This window comes from Actinoallomurus liliacearum, assembly GCF_039542035.1.
In the GTDB taxonomy this organism is placed as follows: Bacteria; Actinomycetota; Actinomycetes; order Streptosporangiales; family Streptosporangiaceae; genus Actinoallomurus; species Actinoallomurus liliacearum.
In genome coordinates this window covers 1-19,640 of the sequence record NZ_BAABHJ010000032.1, presented here as the reverse complement: position 1 = coordinate 19,640, position 19,640 = coordinate 1, and the positions used below count along the sequence as shown (strand labels likewise).

General features: G+C 72.9%; 14 protein-coding genes. 6 read left to right on the top strand and 8 right to left on the bottom strand.

The features are described from left to right. Window positions 1–186 precede the first annotated feature (186 nt). From ABD978_RS35325 to ABD978_RS35310, 4 genes are all read left to right on the top strand, one after another. Window positions 187–1,476: an RNA-guided endonuclease InsQ/TnpB family protein gene (locus ABD978_RS35325; protein WP_345364413.1), complete on the top strand. Its 1,290-nt coding sequence runs from the start codon at window positions 187–189 to the stop codon at window positions 1,474–1,476. A gap of 114 nt (window positions 1,477–1,590) precedes the next feature. Continuing rightward, window positions 1,591–3,009, top strand: a complete 1,419-nt coding sequence (locus ABD978_RS35320) for a serine hydrolase (RefSeq protein WP_345364411.1) — start codon at window positions 1,591–1,593, stop codon at window positions 3,007–3,009. A 239-nt stretch (window positions 3,010–3,248) separates the two neighbouring features. Further along, entirely contained in the window at window positions 3,249–6,722 is a 3,474-nt protein-coding gene (locus ABD978_RS35315) for a HEAT repeat domain-containing protein (RefSeq protein ID WP_345364409.1), read from the top strand. A 43-nt stretch (window positions 6,723–6,765) separates the two neighbouring features. Continuing rightward, window positions 6,766–7,452 (top strand): hypothetical protein, encoded by a 687-nt coding sequence (locus tag ABD978_RS35310; RefSeq protein WP_345364407.1) that lies wholly within the window; start codon window positions 6,766–6,768, stop codon window positions 7,450–7,452. A 19-nt stretch (window positions 7,453–7,471) separates the two neighbouring features. Here ABD978_RS35310 and ABD978_RS35305 read toward each other — a convergent pair whose 3' ends face one another. The 6 genes from ABD978_RS35305 to larE all read right to left on the bottom strand — a co-directional run bounded on the left by ABD978_RS35305 (window position 7,472) and on the right by larE (window position 15,246). Next, a complete protein-coding gene (locus tag ABD978_RS35305; protein WP_345364405.1) occupies window positions 7,472–7,972 on the bottom strand; it encodes a hypothetical protein in 501 nt (166 codons plus the stop codon). 123 nt (window positions 7,973–8,095) lie between these two features. Beyond that, on the bottom strand, window positions 8,096–9,049 hold the full coding sequence (locus ABD978_RS35300) for a lysophospholipid acyltransferase family protein (RefSeq protein ID WP_345364403.1): 954 nt from the start codon (window positions 9,047–9,049) through the stop codon (window positions 8,096–8,098). After that, complete coding sequence (gene larAH / locus ABD978_RS35295) at window positions 9,046–10,623, bottom strand: NPN-dependent hydroxyacid isomerase, LarAH14/15/16 family (RefSeq protein WP_345364401.1); 1,578 nt, start codon at window positions 10,621–10,623, stop codon at window positions 9,046–9,048. Before larAH ends, ABD978_RS35300 begins: the two co-directional genes overlap by 4 nt. A gap of 64 nt (window positions 10,624–10,687) precedes the next feature. Further along, the gene (locus tag ABD978_RS35290) at window positions 10,688–11,884 is read right to left on the bottom strand and encodes a zinc-dependent alcohol dehydrogenase (RefSeq protein WP_345364399.1); all 1,197 of its coding nucleotides are present in this window, start codon (window positions 11,882–11,884) and stop codon (window positions 10,688–10,690) included. Beyond that, window positions 11,881–14,166, bottom strand: coding sequence for an HAD-IB family hydrolase (locus ABD978_RS35285; RefSeq protein ID WP_345364398.1), 2,286 nt, complete (start codon window positions 14,164–14,166; stop codon window positions 11,881–11,883). Before ABD978_RS35285 ends, ABD978_RS35290 begins: the two co-directional genes overlap by 4 nt. A gap of 252 nt (window positions 14,167–14,418) precedes the next feature. Beyond that, window positions 14,419–15,246: an ATP-dependent sacrificial sulfur transferase LarE gene (gene larE, locus ABD978_RS35280; protein WP_345364396.1), complete on the bottom strand. Its 828-nt coding sequence runs from the start codon at window positions 15,244–15,246 to the stop codon at window positions 14,419–14,421. 27 nt (window positions 15,247–15,273) lie between these two features. Here larE and larB point away from each other — a divergent pair, with 27 nt between their 5' ends. Next, window positions 15,274–15,966 carry a nickel pincer cofactor biosynthesis protein LarB gene (gene larB / locus ABD978_RS35275; protein ID WP_345364394.1) on the top strand — a complete coding sequence of 231 codons (693 nt, stop codon included), beginning with the start codon at window positions 15,274–15,276 and terminating at the stop codon, window positions 15,964–15,966. 133 nt (window positions 15,967–16,099) lie between these two features. After that, window positions 16,100–17,293, top strand: a complete 1,194-nt coding sequence (gene larC, locus ABD978_RS35270) for a nickel pincer cofactor biosynthesis protein LarC (protein ID WP_345364392.1) — start codon at window positions 16,100–16,102, stop codon at window positions 17,291–17,293. Window positions 17,294–17,303: 10 nt separating this feature from the next. On the opposite strand, the gene ABD978_RS35265 is transcribed toward larC, so the two are convergent. Further along, window positions 17,304–18,512: an MFS transporter gene (locus ABD978_RS35265; RefSeq protein ID WP_345364390.1), complete on the bottom strand. Its 1,209-nt coding sequence runs from the start codon at window positions 18,510–18,512 to the stop codon at window positions 17,304–17,306. A gap of 48 nt (window positions 18,513–18,560) precedes the next feature. Continuing rightward, window positions 18,561–19,034 (bottom strand): RrF2 family transcriptional regulator, encoded by a 474-nt coding sequence (locus ABD978_RS35260; protein ID WP_345364387.1) that lies wholly within the window; start codon window positions 19,032–19,034, stop codon window positions 18,561–18,563. Between the last annotated feature and the right edge of the window lie 606 nt (window positions 19,035–19,640).

Genomic DNA, 19,640 nt, shown 5'->3' with positions numbered 1-19,640 from the left:
TGCCCAACGGGGGCACCGGAAACGCCGATCTTTTCAGGAGGAGAGGGAGGGCCGATGGGGATCAAAAAATATTTCGCGTGAGCGAGCAGAATGAGCGGGTTTTCCGTCTAGGTGAACCGGCGGGTCGGGCTGGTCCCGTCTCGAAACAGCCCTAACCGGCTGCAGGCCGCGGTAGGGTGCGGTGTCATGCAGTTACGGTATGCTTACCGCCTGGATCCCATGCCCGCGCAGCGGATCGCCCTCGCGAAGGCGTTCGGATGCGCGCGGGTGGTGTTCAACGACGCCCTGCGCGCGCGACAGGACGCCTACGCGGCCGGGCTGCCGTGCCCCTCTGGTGGGGAGTTGTCCAAACGGATCATCACCGAGGCGAAGAAGACGCCCGAGCGGGCGTGGCTGGGTGAGGTGTCGGCCGTGGTGTTGCAACAGGCACTGGCCGACCTGAACACCGCCTACCGCAACTTCTTCACGTCCCTCACAGGGAAGCGGAAGGGACCGAAGGCCGCCCCTCCCCGGTTCCGGTCTCGTAAGGACAACCGGCAGGCGATCCGCTTCACCCGCAACGCCAAGTTCGCCATCACAGCAGGCGGGAAGCTGCGGTTACCGAAGATCGGTGACGTAACGGTCCACTGGTCCCGTCCCCTGCCCGCCGAACCATCCAGCGTCACGGTCATCAAGGATGCCGCCGGGCGGTACTTCGCCTCCTTCGTGATTCAGGTCGGCGAACAACCCCTCACGCCGGTCGAGTCCGAGGCCGGGATCGATCTGGGCTTGTCTCACTTCGCGGTCCTGTCGGACGGGCGGAAGATCGACTCACCAAGGTTCCTGCGCCGAGCGGAGAAGAAACTCAAACGCCTGCAGCGGGCGCTGGCCCGCAAACAACCCGGATCCAACAACCGGACCAGAGCTCGGCTGGCCGTTGCCCGCCAGCATGCCAGAGTCACCGACGCACGCCGGAACTTCCATCACCAGCTCTCCACGAAACTGATCCGCGATAACCAAGCGATTCACGTGGAAGACCTGGCCATCAACGGACTGGCGCGCACCTCGCTGGCCAAGAGCGTCCACGACGTCGGCTGGTCATCCTTCCTGGCCATGCTGGAGTACAAAGCCCGCCTGTACGGGCGCACCTTCCACCGGATCGACCGATGGTTCCCCTCCTCCAGACAATGCTCGACCTGCGGGACCGTCACCGATTCGATGCCGCTGAACGTCCGGTCGTGGGCCTGCACGTGTGGGGCGATCCACGACCGGGGATCTCGCCCTCCTCGACAGCCGCCTAGTGCGCTGACCGCGCATCGGCCGAGACCGCGCCGGCCGGCCGGACGAATGGCGGGAAGGTCCTACTGGCGCGAGTCATCCGTCCCGAAGTCGCCCAGGAAGCACGGGATGTCGGCATGGTCCACCGTCGGGCACAGTGAGGTCATCGGGAGAAGAGAGCGTTCCGCGCGCGGATGGCTAAGGCGGTCGCCGATCTGACCTGAACGGTCGCGTCCGTATGTCCGGCCTACCTGCCGCCTGGCGCGCCGGATCTCGTAACCGTTTTGTGACAAAGGTAGCGAACAAGATCATCTTTTCGTCTACGCTGGCGCGGTGATCTCACTTCGCATTCGACAACGCGGTCAAGCCCTGGTCGCGCTCGGCGGCGCCGCGGTGCTGCTGGCCACCCTGGCCCGGCCGGCGCACGCGGCCACGCAGCCGTCCGGCGAACTCGCCCAGCGGCTCCAGCAGACCATGGCAGGGCTCGACTTCGGCGACGTCATCGACACGACCCCGCCCGGATCGGCCCTGGCCCGCGCCATCGCCGCCCAGCCGGAGAGCGAGTCCGGCCGGCCGAAGAACGCTCCCGCGCTCAAGGCCGCCGCCGGCACGACGATCCACCAGCAGCCCCAGGTCGACGTGACCGTCATCGAGCTCGACAAGAAGGGACGGCCGGTCTCCTCCGGAACCGTCCTGATGAGCCCGCAGTACAAGAACGGCGTCGTCGTTCCCGTGGACAGGAACCTCCGCACCACCGCCGTGCGGTACCGCCTGTGGGACGACACCCAGTGGGACGCCAACGGCGGCCAGGGCACGATCGACACCGTGCCGGGCCGCGAGAACGCGCCCATCGACTACATGGAGCCCTACCCGGCGTCGATCATCAAGCTGACGGTCGGCTTCGGGATCCTGCAGCTGGTGGACAAGGGCGTCATCAAGCTGAGCGACACTTACGCCTACACGCCGACGAAGCCCTCCGACCGCTGCGAGGGCGCGACCACCCGGACGATCGGCGAGTACTTCGACCGGATGATCACCATCTCCGACAACGGCGCGACGTGCTCGCTGATCAAGGTGATGCACGAGCACGGCGGGGTCGACTGGCTCAACCAGCGGTTCCAGGACCTCGGCCTGGACATGCTCCAGCTGAAGGGCACCGACCCGGCCAACGGCGACTGGTCCCCGCAGGTCACCATGTCGTCGCTGGACACCGCCAAGCTGCTGATGCTCCTCAACGGCGTCTCCGGCACGGCGTGGACCGCCCCGAACGGCAAGCCCGTCACCAGCGACGTCCTCAGCAGGTCCTCGCGCGAGTACTTCCTGAAGGAGCTCGGCGACCAGGGCTGGAACAACGTCCTGTCGACGACCAACTACTGCGGCTACACCTACCCGACCCAGGGCATGCCGCAGCGGATCTCGCAGCGGTGGATCGGCCCCGACGGGACCGTGACGGTCAACGAGGACCCGACCGACGGCAAGTACCTCTACCCCGTGCAGCCGTGCCAGGACGCCGCGCAGGTGACGTTCGCCCACAAGACGGGGCTCACGGCGGTCGCGGCCGGTGACGCGGGCATCGTGCACTCCCTGCCCGGTCAGGCGAAGCGCGACTACATCATCGTCGCGTTCAGCAACCTCGGCTGGCGCTACCAGGACACGAACCGTCCGAACCCGGGCGTCCAGCCCGCGGTGAACCGCACCGAGAAGTTCGCCAAGCTCGGCCGTGCGATGGACCAGTACGAGGCCCAGCGCTAGCCGCCCGGAGGTGAGGAAGGCGTCGGATCTCCGGCCCCTTCCTCACCCTCCCCGGGGCGCGCCCGCCCGTGCTCGCCGCGGTTGCGGACGGCGAGGCGATCCGCCATCATCGAGCGCATGATCGATGGAAAGGGCGGCCTCCGCCCGGGCCGTTGAGGCCCGCCGAGCCGGTCGGAGCACCGGCCCCGAGCACTGTCGAGTTCCTTCACCTCTTCGAACCTCTTCCGTACCCGCGCCGCATGCGGGAACAGGCCCGCTACGCGCGCCTGCACCGCGAGACCCCGCGGTTCCGGGAGCTCCTGGCCGACCTCGGCCGCTGCGGCCGCTACGAGCGGCGGACCGCTCTGCACCTGGCGATGGCGGCCCGCGACCTGGCGTACGTCGAGGCGGTCCTCAGGGGACCGGATCCGGCACTGCGCCGGGCGGCCCTGCGCGCGGTGCGGACCCTCCCGGTGTCCGACGAGGCCGCGGCCGCCGTCCTCGACGACGCGCCGGTCGACCTCCGGCTGGCGCTGTACCGCACGCTGGCGCACGCACGGCGCTCGGTCCTCGCGGACCGTCTCCTCCCGCAGATCCGCGCCCGCTGGGGTGACCGTGAGGGCGCCGCGCTGCTACCCGCGTGCACGTCCGCCGTCGTCTCCCGTCGGCTGCCGGACCTGGCCCACGCGGTCACGTCCTGGCGGACGCTGGGCCGGCGTCACCCGGACGCCGTCCTGGACCATGTCGAGCGGGAGCTGTCCGAGGATCGCCACTGGTCGCGGCGGCACGGCGACGCGGTCACCGCCGCCGCCCGCGCCCGGCCCGGTCGCGTCCTGTCGATCCTGGAACGCCAGGAGATCGGCTGGGGCAGGGCCCGGCTGCCCGCGGCGGTCGCCGGCGCACTCTTCGAGGCGGACGCCGATCGCGCCGCCCGGGTGCTGTTCGGCGCCCGTCTCGGGGGTCTGGCACGATCCGCGCCACCGCCCTCGCTGCTCAGGTGGCTGCGAGCGTGCTCCGACGCGCAGATCGTGGCGTCGGCCGACGGCCTGTACCACCGGCTGGGCCCGCTGCTCGGCGCGCTGCCCCCGGCCCGCCGAACGGCGATCTTCGAGGCCGTCCGGGCCGGCGCGGGGACCGCATCGATGTGGTCGAACTCCGTCCTGGCCCTCCTTTCACCCGAATGCGCGGCGGCCGAGGCGCGGCGGGCGCTGGAGCGGCACGCCTCCGTCTGGCACTCGGCGCGTAGCAGGTTGGACGACCCCGAACTCCCGCTTCGGCTGACCTCCCATCTGCCGTACGAGGAGGCGGCCGGTCCGCTCCGGGAGGCGGCCTTCGGCGGCGACCCCCGGCGTCGTGGAGCGGGCCGTACGCTGCTGCTCGAGTGCGCGGCCCGCACCGGGGACCGGACGCTGGTCGCGGAGTTGCTCGACGAGCTGGCCCGGCGTACGGAGAACGAGCAGGACCCTCTGCGCGGAGCCCTGCTGGCCGCGCTGCGCGACCTTCGCCCGGGACTGCTGGACGACCGGTCCGCGGACGTCCTCGAACGTCTCGCCGTACGCGTCGCCGAAGCCGGGGACTCCTCGCCGGCCACCTGCGCGGCCCTGCGGGATCTGGCCGCCCGGGTGCTGCGGCACCACGATCCGGCCCTCTCGCCGCGCCTCGTCACCTGGGCGTTCGGCGTGTACGACCGGCTCGTGCGACGCTTCGGCGCGATGACCCTGGCCTGGAACGAGGAGGCATGTCCGGACCCCGGCGGGCGACGCCGGTGGCCGGAGCGCCCTCGGGTCGACCGATGGCACCGGCTGGACACCGTCCTGCGAGCCGGTCAGGAGCGGGACCTCCTCGCGGTGCTGCGTCCCCACCTCCGGGCCGCGCGGGAACGCGACGACTTCCACCTGGTCGTCGCCCTCGCCCGGGCGCTCGGCAGGAGGGCCTGGGCACTGGACGAGCTCCAGGAGGAGCTGCGCCTGGCGGTCCTGCACGCACCGGAGCCGTTGGCCGGCCGGGCGGCCGGACTCTGGCTGGCCGGCGTGCCCGGCCGGGACGACCGGGCGGCCTCGCTCGTGCGCGACGATCCGTCCACGGTCGAGCTGCCCGCCGTCTGGCGGACGGTCGCGGGGCGCCGCACCGACCTGCTCGGCCTGCCGGTCGGCGACGGCTCCGCCCGGCGCGGTCCGGAGTCCGGTCCCTGGGTTCCGGACACCGGCGGCGGTCTGCCGGGGCGGTGGACCCCCGGTCAGTGTGACCGGGTCCGGGAGCGGCTGCGCGAGCTGATCGAGGACGACCGGCCGCCCGTCGCCGCCAGGATGTCGGCCGTCCGGGCGATCGGCCGGCTCCCCGGCGCCGGCACCGACCTCGCCCGCCTGGCCGAAGAGGCCGAGCCGGTCATCGCCGAGACCGCGGTCGAGGCGATGGGCGGCGTGGACGTGCCCGTCGAGGCGCTGCCGATCCTGCTGGCCCGCGCGAGCGGACCCGCCTCTCGCGCGGCGGTGGCCGCCGTCGCGCGGTGCTGCGGGTCGGTACCCCCGTCCCGGCTCCGCCCGATCCTCGAACGGGCGCTGTTCGGCCCGGACGTCAAGGTGACCGTGCGCAAGGAGGCGGCGCGGCGGCTGGCCGGCTGCCGCGTGCCGGGTGCGGTGGACCTGCTGCTGCGCGCGTGGAACGCCCCGGACACCCACCGTGACGTACGGGTCGCGGTCGCGGTCGCGCTGCGGAGGATGCCGGAGGACCCACGCTCGATTCCCGCGCTGCGGGCGGCCGCCGAGCGGTACGCCGGAGAGCTCATGCTCCGGACGCTGTTCCAGGCGAATCCCCGAGAGTACGGGCCGGCCCACCGCCCGCTGTACGCGGACCTCGTCCGCCGGCTGTTCCTGGCGGCCGACGGGCCGGGCGTCCGCTTCCGCGGCAGGAGGGCCTTCTCGACGTGGGCGCCCTGGTACCGAGACGGATTCGCGGAGATCATCCGGTCCGCCGGGGATCCGGCCGACCCGGACGGCGACGCCGAACTGGACGTGCTCCTGACTCTCCTGGCGTCCGGGACGCTGCACGACGAGATCCTCGACGTGCTCGACCGGTTGCGCACCGCCTACCGGCACGGCGGGGCGAGTACGACCGCGGACGACCGCGAGGCGATCCCGGAACGGGCGCGCGCCCGGATACGGTCGATCGTCAGCACGCTCTCGACGGACTGGATCAGTGGCCGGATGCCCGTGCCCTGGGAGCCGCGCCTCGTGCGGGACGCCATGCGCCGGCTCCTTGCCGATCCCGGGCACCTGCCGGAGGCGGTCTGCCTCGGCCTCGCGCTCCTTCCCGTGCCGGAGCGCACCGCCGGACTCGAAGGCTCCGGCCCCGGTACGGCCGGACCGGCCGACGCCGGGTCGGAGGACGAGACCGCCCGGCTCGCCGGCGACCTCGTCGACCACCTCGCCGATCTCGCCGACCTGCTCGTGGACCGGCCGGTCCTCGCGGCCCGGACCGCCGAACGCCTCGCGCACCGGTTCCGTTCCTACGGGAGGCAGAGCGAGGTCGATCCCGCGCTGCTCCTCGCGGTCGTCAGGGGCCTGCACGGGCGGGACGACCTCGCGGCCGGTCTGTTCGCCGTCACGCTGACCCGCGTCGGCGGCGACCGGACCGACTGGCCGGACGAATGGCGGGAGGCGCTCCGGCACTGGCGCGGCTCCTCGGAGCTCGAGGTCGCCCAGGAGGCGTGGGACGTCGACATGGACCGGTATTGAGCGCGGCGCGGTGCGCCCACCGTGCTGGAGAAAGGAGGGGAACGTGGAGGATGTCCGGTTGGTACCGGTCGTCGAGGCGTACACGGGTGTGCTCGACGACGCCGATCTCGGGCCGATCGGCGAACCGCGGTGGGACGCGTACTGCCGCGAGCGGATCGTCGCGGCGGGCCTGCCCGCGCCGGTGGCGGCGCACCCCTGGCTGGTCCCGGCCGTCGAGCTGCGCGGAGCCGGCCTCGCTCGGCTGGTCCTCGCGTCGGCGTTCGCGGACGAGCCGGACGACGAGGCGTTGCCCGACCGGCTCCGCGATCCGGCGACGCGACAGGACGCGCTGGAGGAGGTTCCGGCGCTGTCCGGAGGCTACGTGCTGGAGACCCGCGAAGGCCGGTGTCTCGCGCTCCCCGGCTGCTGCGGTGACCTCGGTGACCTCGATGAATGGCGGACGGCCCTCCGGCATGACGACCCGGCGCCCGCCACGCTGTGGATCGGTCATCCCTGGCTGCTGGTGAGCGGCGACGGGTCCGTGCTCACACTGAGCGGACCCGTCGAGGACGGCGCGGCACCCGCCCCGGTGGTCGCGCGGATCGCGCGGATCGCGCGGAACACGCTCACCGAGGCGGTCGCCGCAGCGGACCGGGAGGTCGAGCGTTTCGCCGGACACCTCCGCGCCGTCTGCGCGGACCTCGTGGGCGCGGAGGCGGCGCCGCCGGTGGCGAGCGCGCTCATCGGGTGAGCCGGGCGCGAGCCTCGGGTCAGGCCGAACGGAACCGGCGGCGGCGTATCCGGCCGATCAGCATCGGGGCGGGCAGCAGGACGCCGCCGAGCACGAGTCCGCCCGTGATCAGCGTGGTGACGGCGTCGCCGATCCACGCGTGAGACTTCGCGGGATAGGCGACGCCCGCGTGGGCACTGGACAGCTCGGCGGGGATGCGCCGGTCAAAAGGATGCCGCCGGTTCCCGTCGAGGGTCACCGAGCGCCGCACGGCACCGTCACCGGAGGCGAACGAGCCCGTGGTCACGTACCCGCCCTTCGGCCGGCGGGTGCTCCGCTCGACCGTGAAGACGCCGGGGACGCCGCCGTGCGTGGCGCGATAGGCGTCCACCGCCCGACGCGCCGCGAAGACGGAGCCGACCGTGAGCAGGGCGAGCGGAACGACGAAGATGAGCAGGACCACCAGCGCCGCCCCCGGTGACGGGAGGCGTCGTCGGCCGGTGAGACGCCGCAGCTCGGGAGGTTCGGGCGGCATGCTCATACGGGCCTCCGTGCGTCACGGCCCCGGCGGATGCCGGCGGCCGACCGGGTCTTCGCCGTGGAGAGAACGCGAGCCCCGGGTCGGCCGTCGCGGCGTGACCCGGGGCTCGGCGGAATCAACGGGTCAGCTGCGCCAGACGCGGCGGCGCCGGCTGCTCAGCGGTTCGGTCGAGGCCCAGACCCGGCGCCAGTCGGCGGTCTCCGCCGGCTTGTCGCCGTCCTCGCGCACCGCGCCGGGGCGGGTCGGCTGGGAGCCGCCCGGGACCTCGAGACGGTCGTCGGCCGCGGCGCGCAGCGCGTCGTACCAGCCCAGGTCCTCCTCGGCGGCCAGCGCGGCGACCGCCTTGGCCATCCGCGCGCGGAACGCCCGGATGTCCTCGCCCTCTTCGGGGACGAGGGGACGGCCGTAGCGCACGGTGACGCGCGGCTTGCCCGGCTGCGGCCAGTTGCGGCCGCGCGGCATCGCGGCGTACGAGCCCCGGATCGCGATCGGCACGCACGGGATGCGCTTCGAGACGCACAGCACCGCCGCGCCGAGCTTGAAGGGGTTCATCCAGCCGTCCTCCGACCGGGTGCCCTCCGGGTACAGCAGCAGGCTCCAGCCGTCGTCGACCAGGTCGACGGCCAGGCTGCGCAGCCGCTTCGAGCCGTACCGCTCGACGGGGAAGGCGTTGAAGAACACCGCCGTCAGCGTCGCGCGCCAGCGTACGTCGAAGAAGTAGTCCGACGCGGCGCCGACGGCGACCCGGTTGGCGAACCGCTCCGGCAGCGAACCGAGGATCAGCGGCGTGTCCAGGTGGCTGGAGTGGTTCGCCACGAACACCACCGGACCGCGCACGCCGTCGAGGTACTCGGCGCCCTCGATGACCGGGGTGATCTGCCGCCAGGCGACCGGCTTGAGCAGCCCCTTGCGCAGCACGGACCGGGCCGCGACCGCGACCGGCGTCCGAGCCCAGGCGGTCGGGAAGACCTTCTCCCCGGGCTCGACGACGTGCGGCTCGGCCGAGGCGGGCACCGTGGAGCGCCCCCGCCAGTCCCGGCCGTGCCGCAGCAGGCGGAGCTCCCGGCGGATACTCATCGCACGTCCGCCAATGCCAGCGGCGGGGCGTGGTGGTAGGAGATCGACGGGCTGCCGCCGACGGTGTCCTTGGCCATCTCGAGCGCGTCGGCGAGGGTGGTCGCCGCCCGGAAGCCCATCCGCTGGGTCGTCTTGCGGTTGCCGCCCACGAAGATGACGTCGCCGAGGTGCTGCATCGCGTGCGCGCCCCAGTACCACATGTAGAACGGGTGCACGCCGTGGTAGGCGTAGCTGTTGCGGTACAGCTGGATGTACCACGGGTCCGTGGCGAACTGCTCCTCGTACTTCGTCTCCAGGAGCACCGGGTCGGTGCTCTCGGTGAGGATCTCCTCGAAGAAGTCGATGTAGCTCGGGTGGTGCACCGGGTGGAACTCGTTCGGCACCGGGTGGTAGAAGATCGCCACGCCGCCCTGCCGGACGATCGGCTTGTTCTTGTACAGGTTGAAGAAGTAGCCGAGCCCGAGCGACATCACCAGGATCGGGTTCATCACCGAGTTGACGTTGTACGGGCAGATGTACGGCAGTCCCCAGATCGCGATGTCGGCCTGGCCGTTCACCTCGGTGAGCTGCTGCCGGTGGACGTTCTGCAGCGTCAGCGGGTGCACCTCGGACTGCAGGCCGGCGTGCACGCCGGTCACGCCGTACGGCGCGGCGGTGTTCTGCCAGATGCGCCGCCGCGTCTTCTTCGGCATCAGCTCGTTGGCCCGCTTGACCGCGAGGTAGGTCGCCTGGTCGCGGACGTTCCACTCCCACTCGCGCTTGTTCAGGAAGCCCATCGAGGAGGGGAAGGTGTCGTTGTTGAGCGTCGTCTCGATCGTGAAGACCTTGACGTGCTCGTCGATCAGGCCCTTCATCCGCTCGTACGAGTGGTGCATCGCGGAGTTCGGCGGGTCGTTGAAGGAGTTCGAGTGCCGCAGCGTGTGCACGTTGTGGTGGTGCCGCAGGCTGCGGTAGCTCGCCAGGCCGACCGACACGGACTTCGCGCCGCCGCTCATCGCGGTCAGCGTGATGTTGACGTAGACGATCAGGTCGCTCTCGGCGGCGCGCCGGTTGATCTCGACGTCCTCCCCATGGCGGGTCTGGCCCATGTGGAGGAGGTTGTCGTGGTCCTCGGCGTCGTGGTTCTTCAGGTGCTCCGGGAAGAACGCGTGGAACACCCGGTCACCGACGGTGCGCCGCAGCTCCGCCGGGGTCATCCGGCGGTGCAGCGCGTTCGCCGCGATCAGCTCGACGTCGTCGACGCCCTTGGCCGCCGCCATCTCGAGGACCTGCTCGATGATGCGCTGCCGCACGTCCGGGGTCTGCATCTGGGGCAGCGGCAGCGACAGGTCGTCGAAGACGATCGTGAGCCGCATGCCGGCGCGCAGCAGCTCCGGCAGCGGTTCGGTGCCGTGCGGGTTCAGCAGCGCGTGCCGGATCGCGGCGTCGACGTCGCGGATTCCGGGCAGGGAGTCCGGCGGGTAGATGACCTTGGACCCGAGCGGCAGCCGCTCCAGCCGGAAGCCCTCGCCCTGGTGCATGACGAGCGGTGGCGTCCGCTCATCCACATCGAGTACGAAGCCTGGTCTGCTCACTCGTAGTTCCTTTCCAAACCAACCAGCACCCGGCCTACCTCCCGGTCCTTATGCATCAATTCGCCTACCGCGCCAGGTCGAAGGCGACTTTGACGGTTCCCAGCCGCCCGGAGTCGGCCGCGTGGTTCAGCGCCTCCCGCCAGCGGGCGAGAGGGTAGGTCGTACCGACGTAGCCGTCCAGCGGAGCCGAACCGACGAGCCGGAGCGCGTCGGCGAAGTCCGCCCCGTCGGCGCCGGAGCAGTACGCCCCGACCAGCTCGAGCTCGCGGAACCACAGCGGCGTCAGGTCGACGCCGCCGGACGGCATGCCCGACATCACGACCGTACCCCCGGCCCGCGCGAGCCGCAGGGACGTGTCCAGGCCGCTCGCGCCGCCGGTGCACTCGAAGACGGTGTCGACGCCGCCGAGCAGGAAGTCCGCGCCCATCTCCGGCGTGTGCATCCGCGCGGTGGTGACGCGCCGCAGCGCGCGTACGGCCTTGCGGGGCTCGATGACGGCGGTCGCGCCGAGCGCCTTGGCCTTCTCCTTCTGGTGCCCGTGCTTGGCGATGACGTACACCGCGCCGACCTGGGTCAGCTCCCGCAGGGCGAGCAGCGTCAGCAGCCCGACGGTGCCGGCGCCGACCACGACGGCCGTGGAGTTCGGCTCGATCGGCACCCGGCGCACCGAGTGCACCGCGCAGGCGAGGGGCTCGGCGAGCACCGCCCGCTCGTCGGGCAGGTCTTCGGGCACGACGTGCAGCTGGCTCTGGTGCGCGACCATCTGACGGCTCCAGCCGCCTCCGGTGTCGGCGCAGGTGCCGGTCTGGATGCCCGCCGAGATGCGGCCGGCCGTGACGTGGTCACAGCGGCTCTGCTGGCCGGAGGCGCACCAGCGGCAGGGCTCCAGGCCCCGCACGGCGCACGACAGCACCGGGTCGATGACGACGCGGCTGCCCTTCGGAATGCCGGGCAGCTCGTCCATGGTCCGGCCGACCACCTCGTGGCCCGGCACGAACGGCATCGACGTCATCGGCGACAGGTACGGCGAGGAGTGCCCGGTGAGCAGGCTCAGGTCGGAGCCGCAGATGCCGGACAGGACCGGCGTGACGCGCGTCCAGCCGTCGCCGGGCAGCTCCGGGGCCTGCCGGTTGACCAGGCGCAGCGGCGCGACGTTCCCGGCGACCATGCCGCTGAGCCGGCTGCCCATCCGGGTGGCGGTCAGGCCGCGGGCGGCGACGAACCGGCCCGGTGAGCGGTGGTACTCGAGCGCGAGGATCATCGGGCGGACCTCGCTCCCACGGTGTCGATCAGCACGTCGCCCCGTCCACGGGTATGGGCGCCCCATTCCTGGATGCGCCAGTGCTTGCGCTTGGCATGGCGGTACAGCGAGGGATCCGGGTTGACCGCGTTCGGGTTGCCCACGGCCTCCAGCAGCGGCCGGTCGGAGTAGCTGTCCGCGTAGGCGTACGACTGGGACAGGTCGAGCCCGGCGTCGGCGGCGTGACGGCGCAGCCAGGCGGCCCGTGCCTCGTCCACCAGCGGCGGCGCGTCGAGGTATCCCGTCAGCACGCCGTCGCGCTCGTGCATCCGGCTGGCGACGACCTCGTCGAACAACGTCGACAGCGGCTCGATGAACACGTCGATCGTGCCGGTGATGAGGATGGTCTTGTGACCGGCCGCGCGGTGCGCCCGGATCCTGCGGACCGCCTCCGGCATGACCCGCTGCAGCACCGCCTCGCCGAGCACGTCGCCCACGAGCGCGTGCAGCTCGGCGACGTCGGCGCCCTGGTAGCGCCGCAGGAACGCCCGGACGAAGTCGCCCCGGTCGCGCCGCTCGGCCCGCAGGTAGCGCGGCAGCGAGCGGGCGAGGTCGGCGAGCTCGCCGCCCCACTGCGAGCGCGGCATCGACGACAGCCGCGCCCACAGGTACGACTCGATGAGGTTCGAGGCGATGATCGTGCCCTCGAGGTCGAACACCGCCGCGACGTCGGTGCGCTCCGGCAGCACCGGCTCGGCGCTCTTGCGGCCGCCGCCGCGGCCCTTCGAGAAGCCGCGCATCAGCTCGGTGACGCTGGGGGAGTGCACCTCCTGCAGGTAGTGCTCCCAGTCGATGACGGACGGGTCGAAGCCGTGCTCGTCGACCCGGTCGGCCGGCACCGTGCGGTGCAGCGCGTGCGTGCGGCTGTCGTCGTAGATGACCTCGGCCTTCGTGTAGGCCTGGTACAGGTCGGAGTAGCGGCGCAGGAAGTCGAGGTTCGTCTGCTGCCGGTGCACCGCGGTCATCCACTCGCGGGTCTTGGCCGACGCGGGGAGCCGCAGCAGCGCGCGCTCGGCCGCGGAGGTGGCCCGCTCGCTGCCGCTCAGCATCATCTCGACCTGACGGCTGCCCGGGAACCGCCACTGCGGAACGCGGATGTGGCCGCGCTCGCCGGCCGGCATCGGGTGCCGCCGGAAGTAGTCGCGGACGTTCTCGTACAGGCCGCGGAAGGACAGCGGGTTGCGCGAGCCGGAGCCGACGTGGAAGTAGCCGGGCGTGCCGCGCTCGGGCGGCGTGGCCGCGACCGCGATGGTGGCGTTGACGACCAGGTCCACCGGGATGATGTCGACCACGCTGTCGGGCAGGCCGGGGAACTCCGGCAGGATGCCCCGCCCGTACGCGATGATCAGCGGGTCGGCCATCTTGTAGCCGTCGATCCAGCCGGGGTACGGGTGGCGCAGCGAGCTCTCCACGATCGCGGGGCGGACGATCGACAGCCGCCGCTCGCCCCACAGCTCCTCGGCGGCGCGCTCGCCCAGCGCCTTGGTGAAGGTGTAGACGTCCGGCCAGCCGAGGCTCTGCGCCCGCGCCCGGCCGTAGTCGACGAGGCGGTCGGTGACCCAGGACTGCCGGGCGTCCTCGGCCGCCGCGACCACCGACTGCGGGCCGGCCTTGCGGTGCTCGCCCTGCGCCCGAGTCATCGACTTGCGCAGCACCTCCGGCCGCCGCGAGTCGCGCTCGACGTCGGCGTGCGCGGCCAGCGCCTCGGCCAGCTCGGTGCGCCAGTCGACGCCGTGGTCCAGCCGCGCCTCCGGCACGACGCCCTTGCGGACGCCCGCGACGTAGGCGGTGGACACGTGCACGACGTGCGGGTCCGCGCCGGCCTTGTGCAGCGCCTCGTACAGCGTGACGACGCCGGAGACGTTCGTGCGGAACGCCTCGTCGATCGGCGGGTCGAAGGACACCGTGGACGCGCCGTGGATGACCACGTCGATGTCGGAGGGGAGGGTCACCTCGCCGAGGTCGCCTTCGATGACGGTGACCCGCTCGGCCGCGATGCGGCGCAGCTCGTCCTCGCCGATCCGCTCTCGCATCGTGCGGAAGACCGGCTTGCGCAGCAGGCCGTCGAAGCGGCGCTGGGCGGACGTGGCGCCGCGCGGCCGGATCAGCACCGAGACGCGCACGCCCGGGTGCGCCGACAGCAGCTTCTCCAGGGTCGCCTGCCCGAGGAAGCCGGTGGCGCCCGTCAGCAGGACGTGGGAGTCACCCAGGGACGGGAACTCGTGAGGTCGGTCTGGCGTCATCCGCTGTTCTTCTCCGATCATGGGCATGAGCCGTCCCGGCCGCGATCTGACAGGGAAACCCTAACGGTTAATGGACACTCCACGAACGGCCGGACGCGTCACCCGTCGTTCATGTTTCGAACATCTCACCGTCGGGCGGCCCGTGTCGGCGGCCGGGAACGGCGAGCCGGGCAGGGGTTCGCGGCACCGTCGTGTCGTCTCAGGCGGGCGGCGAGTCGAGGGCGGACACGTGTCACCGTTGGCTCGCGCGCGTCAGCGCTCGGCGGCGGCGAGCCGGTCGTTCATGGAACCGGATCGGAACACCTCGACGCGGATCGGCGCGGCCGTGAACCCGGCCGCGCGGATCGCGGCGTGCACGGCCTCGTCGTCGCGGGCGCGGCCCACCAGGTCGGGGTCGACCTCCAGGCGCACCGCGTCGCCCAGGTCACGGACCCGCAGGTCCCGGATCGCGTCGCCGAACAGCGCGCGCACGGCCGTCTCCGCCCGCTCGATCCGGGCCAGCCGCGCCGAGGTGACCTCGACGCCGTACGCGACGCGGCTCGCCATGCACGCCGCGGCCGGCTTGTCCCACACCGGCAGGTCCCAGTGCCGGGCGATGGCGCGCACCGCGTCCTTGTCCAGGCCCAGGTCGGCCAGTGGCGTGCGGGCGCCGCGCTCGGCGGCGGCGCGGATGCCGGGCCGGAACCCGGCGACCACGTCCGAGGCGTTGGTGCCGGTCGTGATGGTGGCGAAGCCGAGGTGGTCGGCGAGGGCGTTGGCGGTGTCGAGCAGCACGCTCTTGCAGAAGTAGCAGCGCTGCGAGCTGTTCTCCCGGTATCCGGGCACCTCCAGTTCGGAGGTGGCGGGCGTGTGATGCGTCACGCCCAGGTCCGCGCACAACCGCCGGGCCGCCCCGAGTTCGGCGGCCGGCAGCGAGGGCGACACGGCCGTGACCGCCGCGACCTGCTCGGGGCCGAGCGCGCGCGCCGCCGCCGCGAGTACGACACTGGAGTCCACGCCGCCGGAGAACGCCACGAGCGTTCTGCCGTAGCCTGCCATCTCGGTCAGCAGTGAGTCGGAGAGGACAACGACGTCCACCATGCAACCCCGATCCGTTGAGGAACAGAGATGACGGTATCTCAGCCGGACGGCGTCGCCGATCTCGGCTTCGCGCGGCTCGACGTCGACCGCGCCGCCCGGACCGGCGACCCGGAGGTGGTGTTCGGTCAGGGCAAGACGCCCGACCAGATCGTCGCCGCGCTCCGCGCCCTGCACGAGGCGCACCCGGACCGCGCCGTGCTCGCCACGCGGCTCTCGGACGAGGCGGTCGCGGCGTGCGTGGAGCGGCTGCCGGACGCCGACGTCGACCCCGTGGGCCGCACGGCGGTGCTGGGCACGGCCGAGACGCGAGGCACCGTGGCCGTCGTCGCCGCGGGCACCTCCGACCTGCCCGTCGTGCGCGAGTGCGCGACCACCGTGCGGGTCTTCGGCGCCGAGCCCGATGAGATCGTGGACGTCGGTGTGGCGGGCCTGCACCGGCTGCTCGCCCAGCGCGACCGGATCGCCGAGGCCGACGTGGTCGTCGCGGTGGCGGGAATGGAGGCGGCCCTGCCGTCGGTGCTCGGCGGGCTCGTGGGCGTACCGCTGATCGCCGTGCCGACGAGCGTGGGCTACGGCTGGAACCTCGAGGGCGTCACGGCCTGGCTGGCCACGGTCAACAGCTGCGCGCCCGGGATCGTCTCGGTCAACGTCGACAACGGCTTCGGCGCCGGGGTCGCCGCCGCCCGCATCGCCCGTCGCACCGCGCAGGCGCGCCGGTGACCCCGGCGGGCGGGGTGAGTGCGGCGAGCCGGGTGAGTGCGGCGAGCCAGGTGAGCGCGGCAAGCCGGGTGGGCGCGGTCAGCCGGGTGAGCCGGCGAGTCGTCGTGCCGCGCGAGGCGGGACGGGGGCCCCGATGAAGACGCTGTGGGTGGACGCGGGCAACGGCGCGGCCGGTGACATGCTGCTCGCCGCCCTGATCGACGCCGGCGCCGACCTGGAGGCCGTACGCACCGGCCTGCGCGGTCTCGCCGTCGAGCCGATCGACGTGGCGGTGAGCCAGGTGCGCCGGCACGGGCTGCGCGCCGTGCACGCCGACGTACGGGCGCCGCGCAGCGACGTCTCCCGGAACCTCGCCGACGTCACCGCGATCCTGACCGCCGCCGCGCTCCCGGACGAGGCGAGGGCGTTCGCGCTCGCCGTGTTCGAGCGGCTCGCCCGCGCCGAGGCGCGGGTGCACGGCGTGACCCTCTCGGAGATCCACTTCCACGAGGTCGGCGCGCTCGACGCGATCGCCGACGTCACCGGCTGCGCGCTGGCCCTGCACGACCTCAGGCTGCTCGGCTCCGCCGTCCGCGTCGTGTCGCCGGTCGCGGCGGGCTCCGGGGTCGTCCGCGCCGCGCACGGCCCGCTGCCCGTCCCGGTGCCCGCGGTCCTGGAGCTGCTCACCGAGGCCGGCGCGCCGCTGCGTACGCACTCGGCCGCGATGGAGCTGTGCACCCCGACCGGCGCCGCGCTGCTCGCCACGCTGGCCACCGACTGGGGCCCGGCCCCGGACTGCGTGCCGCGCGCCACCGGCACCGGCGCCGGCCGCGCCGACCCCGAGGGCCACCCGAACGTCCTGCGCGTGCTGATCGGGGAGGCCGCTGACGCCCCCGGGTGGTCGGCCGCGGAGATGCGCCGGGTCGACACGACCGTCGACGACCTGGACCCCCGGCTCTGGCCCGACGTGCTGGAGGCGCTGCGCACCGCCGGAGCGGCCGACGCCTGGTGCACCCCCGCGCTCATGCGCAAGGGCCGGCCCGGTCAGGTGCTGAGCGTCCTCGTGGACCCGGACCGGCTCGACGCGGTGTGCCGCGTGATCTTCGCGGAGACGACCAGCCTCGGCGTCCGCGTCTCGCCCGTGGAGCGTCGCTTCCTGCGCCGCGACCAGGTCACGGTGCCGGTGGCCGGGGGAGTGACGGTCGCGGTGAAACGCGGCCTGCTGGAGGGCGAGGTCGTGACCGCCCAGCCGGAGTACGACGACGTCCGCGCCGCCGCCGAACGCACCGGCCGCCCCGTACGGGAGGTGCTCGCCGAGGCACGCGCCGCCGCCCGCGACCTCGCCTGAACGCGGCTCGCTACGGGCGGGACTCGTCGGACGTGCCCCAGGTGGTCCAGTACAGGAGGACCCAGGCGAGCGCGGCCGTCCCGGCCGCCAGGGCGTACATCACGGTCGGGCCCGTGCCGAGGGTCGCGCCGCCGAGGGCGGTGCCGGCGCCGATCCCGACGTAGATCGATGAGGCGTTGAGCGAGACGGCGAGCGGGGCCTCCTGCGGCGCGGCGGCGATGAGGCGGTGCTGCTGCGGGGGAGTCTGCGTCCAGGTGCTCGCGCCCCACAGCAGCACCAGTGCCCCCGCGGCCGTCGCGCTTCGGACCCCGGTCGCGGCGACGAGCCCGAGCGCCGCCAGGGACACGGCCATGGCGAGGTAACCGCCGCTCAGCACGCGGACCGGTCCCCATCGGTCCGTGGCGTAGCCGGCGACGAGGTTCCCGGCCACGGCGCCCGCGCCGTACAGGAAGAGCATCAGGACCATCGAGCCGTCCGGCACGCCGACGCCCCGCAGCGCCGGGACGCTGTAGGCGTACACCGTGTAGCTCGCGCCCATGCCGAGGACGGTCAGCGGCAGCACCGACGCCACGGCGGGCCGCCGCAGCAGTGCCAGGCGGGCCCGCAGCGGGACGCGCGGTCCACCGGGCAGCGACGGCATGATCCAGCAGACGCCGACGGCGGCCACCAGGGAGAGCGCCGCCACCAGGCCGAGCGCCGTACGCCAGCCGAACCAGTGCCCGGCCAGGTCGCCCAGCGGCACCCCGATCGCGGTCGCGACGGTCAGCCCGCCCACGACCACGGCCAGCGCGCGCGCCCGCTTCTCCGGGCGGACCAGGGCGGCGCTCACCGCGCCGGCCCCCGGCGTGTAGACGGCGGCGCCCGCCGCCGCCAGCACCCGGCTCGCGATCAGCAGGGGCAGGTCCGGCGCAAGCGCCGACGCGAGGTTGGCGACGCCGAGCACGAGCAACGCGCCGACCAGCAGCGCGCGGCGCGGCAGCCGTGCCGTCGCGGTCGCCAGGACCGGCGCCAGGACGGCGTACGCGACGGCGAACACCGTCACCGACTGGCCCGCCGCGCCGACGGAGACGTGCAGCGTACGGGCCATGGACGGCAGGAAGCCGGCGACGATGAAGGCGTCCGTCCCCACGGCGAAGGTCCCCAGGGCCAGGACCAGCGTGGAGGTCAGGCCACCCGCCGTCGCCCGCTCGGCGTCACGATCAATCAGGACATTAGACATCCAGATTCTCCCTACACGTCGTTCCCTGCTCGTTCGTCGAAATTTCGATCAGCCGTTGACGCGCTCGTGCCAGCGCCGGGCGCGGGCGGGGGCGGAGGGCGGCGCCTCGGCCATCAGGTCGGCGATCGTCTGGGCGGCCAGCTCGCGCCGCCACGCCAGCTCCGCCCGGCGCATCGCGACGGAGACACCACAGGCGTGCCGGAACTCGCTCGCGGGCGCCTCCGCGCCCGCCCCCCGCCGCCGGATCTCGGTGCAGCGGAACGCCTCGTCCGGCCCCTCGAGCGCGGACACCACGTCCATGAGCGTGATCTTCTCCGGGGGCCGAGCCAGGCGGAACCCGCCGCGCGCTCCGGCGGTCGAGGTCAGCACGCCGGCCCGTACGAGCGCCTGGAGTCGTTTGTTCAGGTACGCGGGTGGCAGCTCGAACCACGCCGCGAGCTTCGCCGTCGACAGCGGCTCGTCATCACCGATCCAGGCCAGCGCCAGACAGCAGTGCAGACCCCACTCGACCCCTTCACCCATTCGCACGATCTTGGATGTTACACATCCAGATTAGCCCGCCGGGCCGCCCGTCGCCGGGAGGCGAACGCCCGGCGGCCGCCGCGGATGACCGACGGTCAGCGGTCTGTGAAACCGGCAATTCATCACTTCCTGGCCGAACTCGACCCACCTGGCCGGCGAGGCCGCCACCGAGCGGAGAAGCGGAGCCGTCCGTAGAACCCTTGGAACATCGGCGTCCTTGTTGTCGCTCGTACGGGGACGAATCCGGCAGCATGCCGTCAACGCCGACGGCGATCCGGCAACGGCAGCGGCGACGTGCCGTCTCGGGCGGTGCAAAGTGCCCCACCGTCACCTGTTCGAGTAGCCGAACCTGCGCAGAAGGAGGCGGCGTCGAACTGCTGGAGGAGGACGTCGGCCGGTGCGCCACCCTCGGCGGGTGACGTCCCGCCCCGGGCCGCGCCGCCGGCTGCGGGTGGTCGGCGTGGGCGGTCACTCAGGAGGCGGCGTCGAACTGCTCGAGGACGTCGGCCAGTGCTCCGCCCTCGGCGGGCGAACTACCGTCGCCAAGGGCCTGGTCGGCCCAGATGACCTTGCCGTTGGTCGTGTAGCGGGTTCCCCAGCGTTCGG

What these genes read in the sequence shown, in the direction of transcription:
- ABD978_RS35260 (WP_345364387.1), bottom strand. Translation starts at nt 19,034, where the DNA reads ATGGGTGAAGGGGTCGAGTGGGGTCTGCACTGCTGTCTGGCGCTGGCC.
- ABD978_RS35285 (WP_345364398.1), bottom strand. Translation starts at nt 14,166, where the DNA reads ATGACGCCAGACCGACCTCACGAGTTCCCGTCCCTGGGTGACTCCCAC.
- ABD978_RS35305 (WP_345364405.1), bottom strand. Translation starts at nt 7,972, where the DNA reads ATGAGCATGCCGCCCGAACCTCCCGAGCTGCGGCGTCTCACCGGCCGA.
- ABD978_RS35265 (WP_345364390.1), bottom strand. Translation starts at nt 18,512, where the DNA reads ATGTCTAATGTCCTGATTGATCGTGACGCCGAGCGGGCGACGGCGGGT.
- larB (WP_345364394.1), top strand. Translation starts at nt 15,274, where the DNA reads ATGACGGTATCTCAGCCGGACGGCGTCGCCGATCTCGGCTTCGCGCGG.
- ABD978_RS35315 (WP_345364409.1), top strand. Translation starts at nt 3,249, where the DNA reads ATGCGGGAACAGGCCCGCTACGCGCGCCTGCACCGCGAGACCCCGCGG.
- larE (WP_345364396.1), bottom strand. Translation starts at nt 15,246, where the DNA reads ATGGTGGACGTCGTTGTCCTCTCCGACTCACTGCTGACCGAGATGGCA.
- ABD978_RS35325 (WP_345364413.1), top strand. Translation starts at nt 187, where the DNA reads ATGCAGTTACGGTATGCTTACCGCCTGGATCCCATGCCCGCGCAGCGG.
- ABD978_RS35290 (WP_345364399.1), bottom strand. Translation starts at nt 11,884, where the DNA reads ATGATCCTCGCGCTCGAGTACCACCGCTCACCGGGCCGGTTCGTCGCC.
- ABD978_RS35300 (WP_345364403.1), bottom strand. Translation starts at nt 9,049, where the DNA reads ATGAGTATCCGCCGGGAGCTCCGCCTGCTGCGGCACGGCCGGGACTGG.
- larC (WP_345364392.1), top strand. Translation starts at nt 16,100, where the DNA reads ATGAAGACGCTGTGGGTGGACGCGGGCAACGGCGCGGCCGGTGACATG.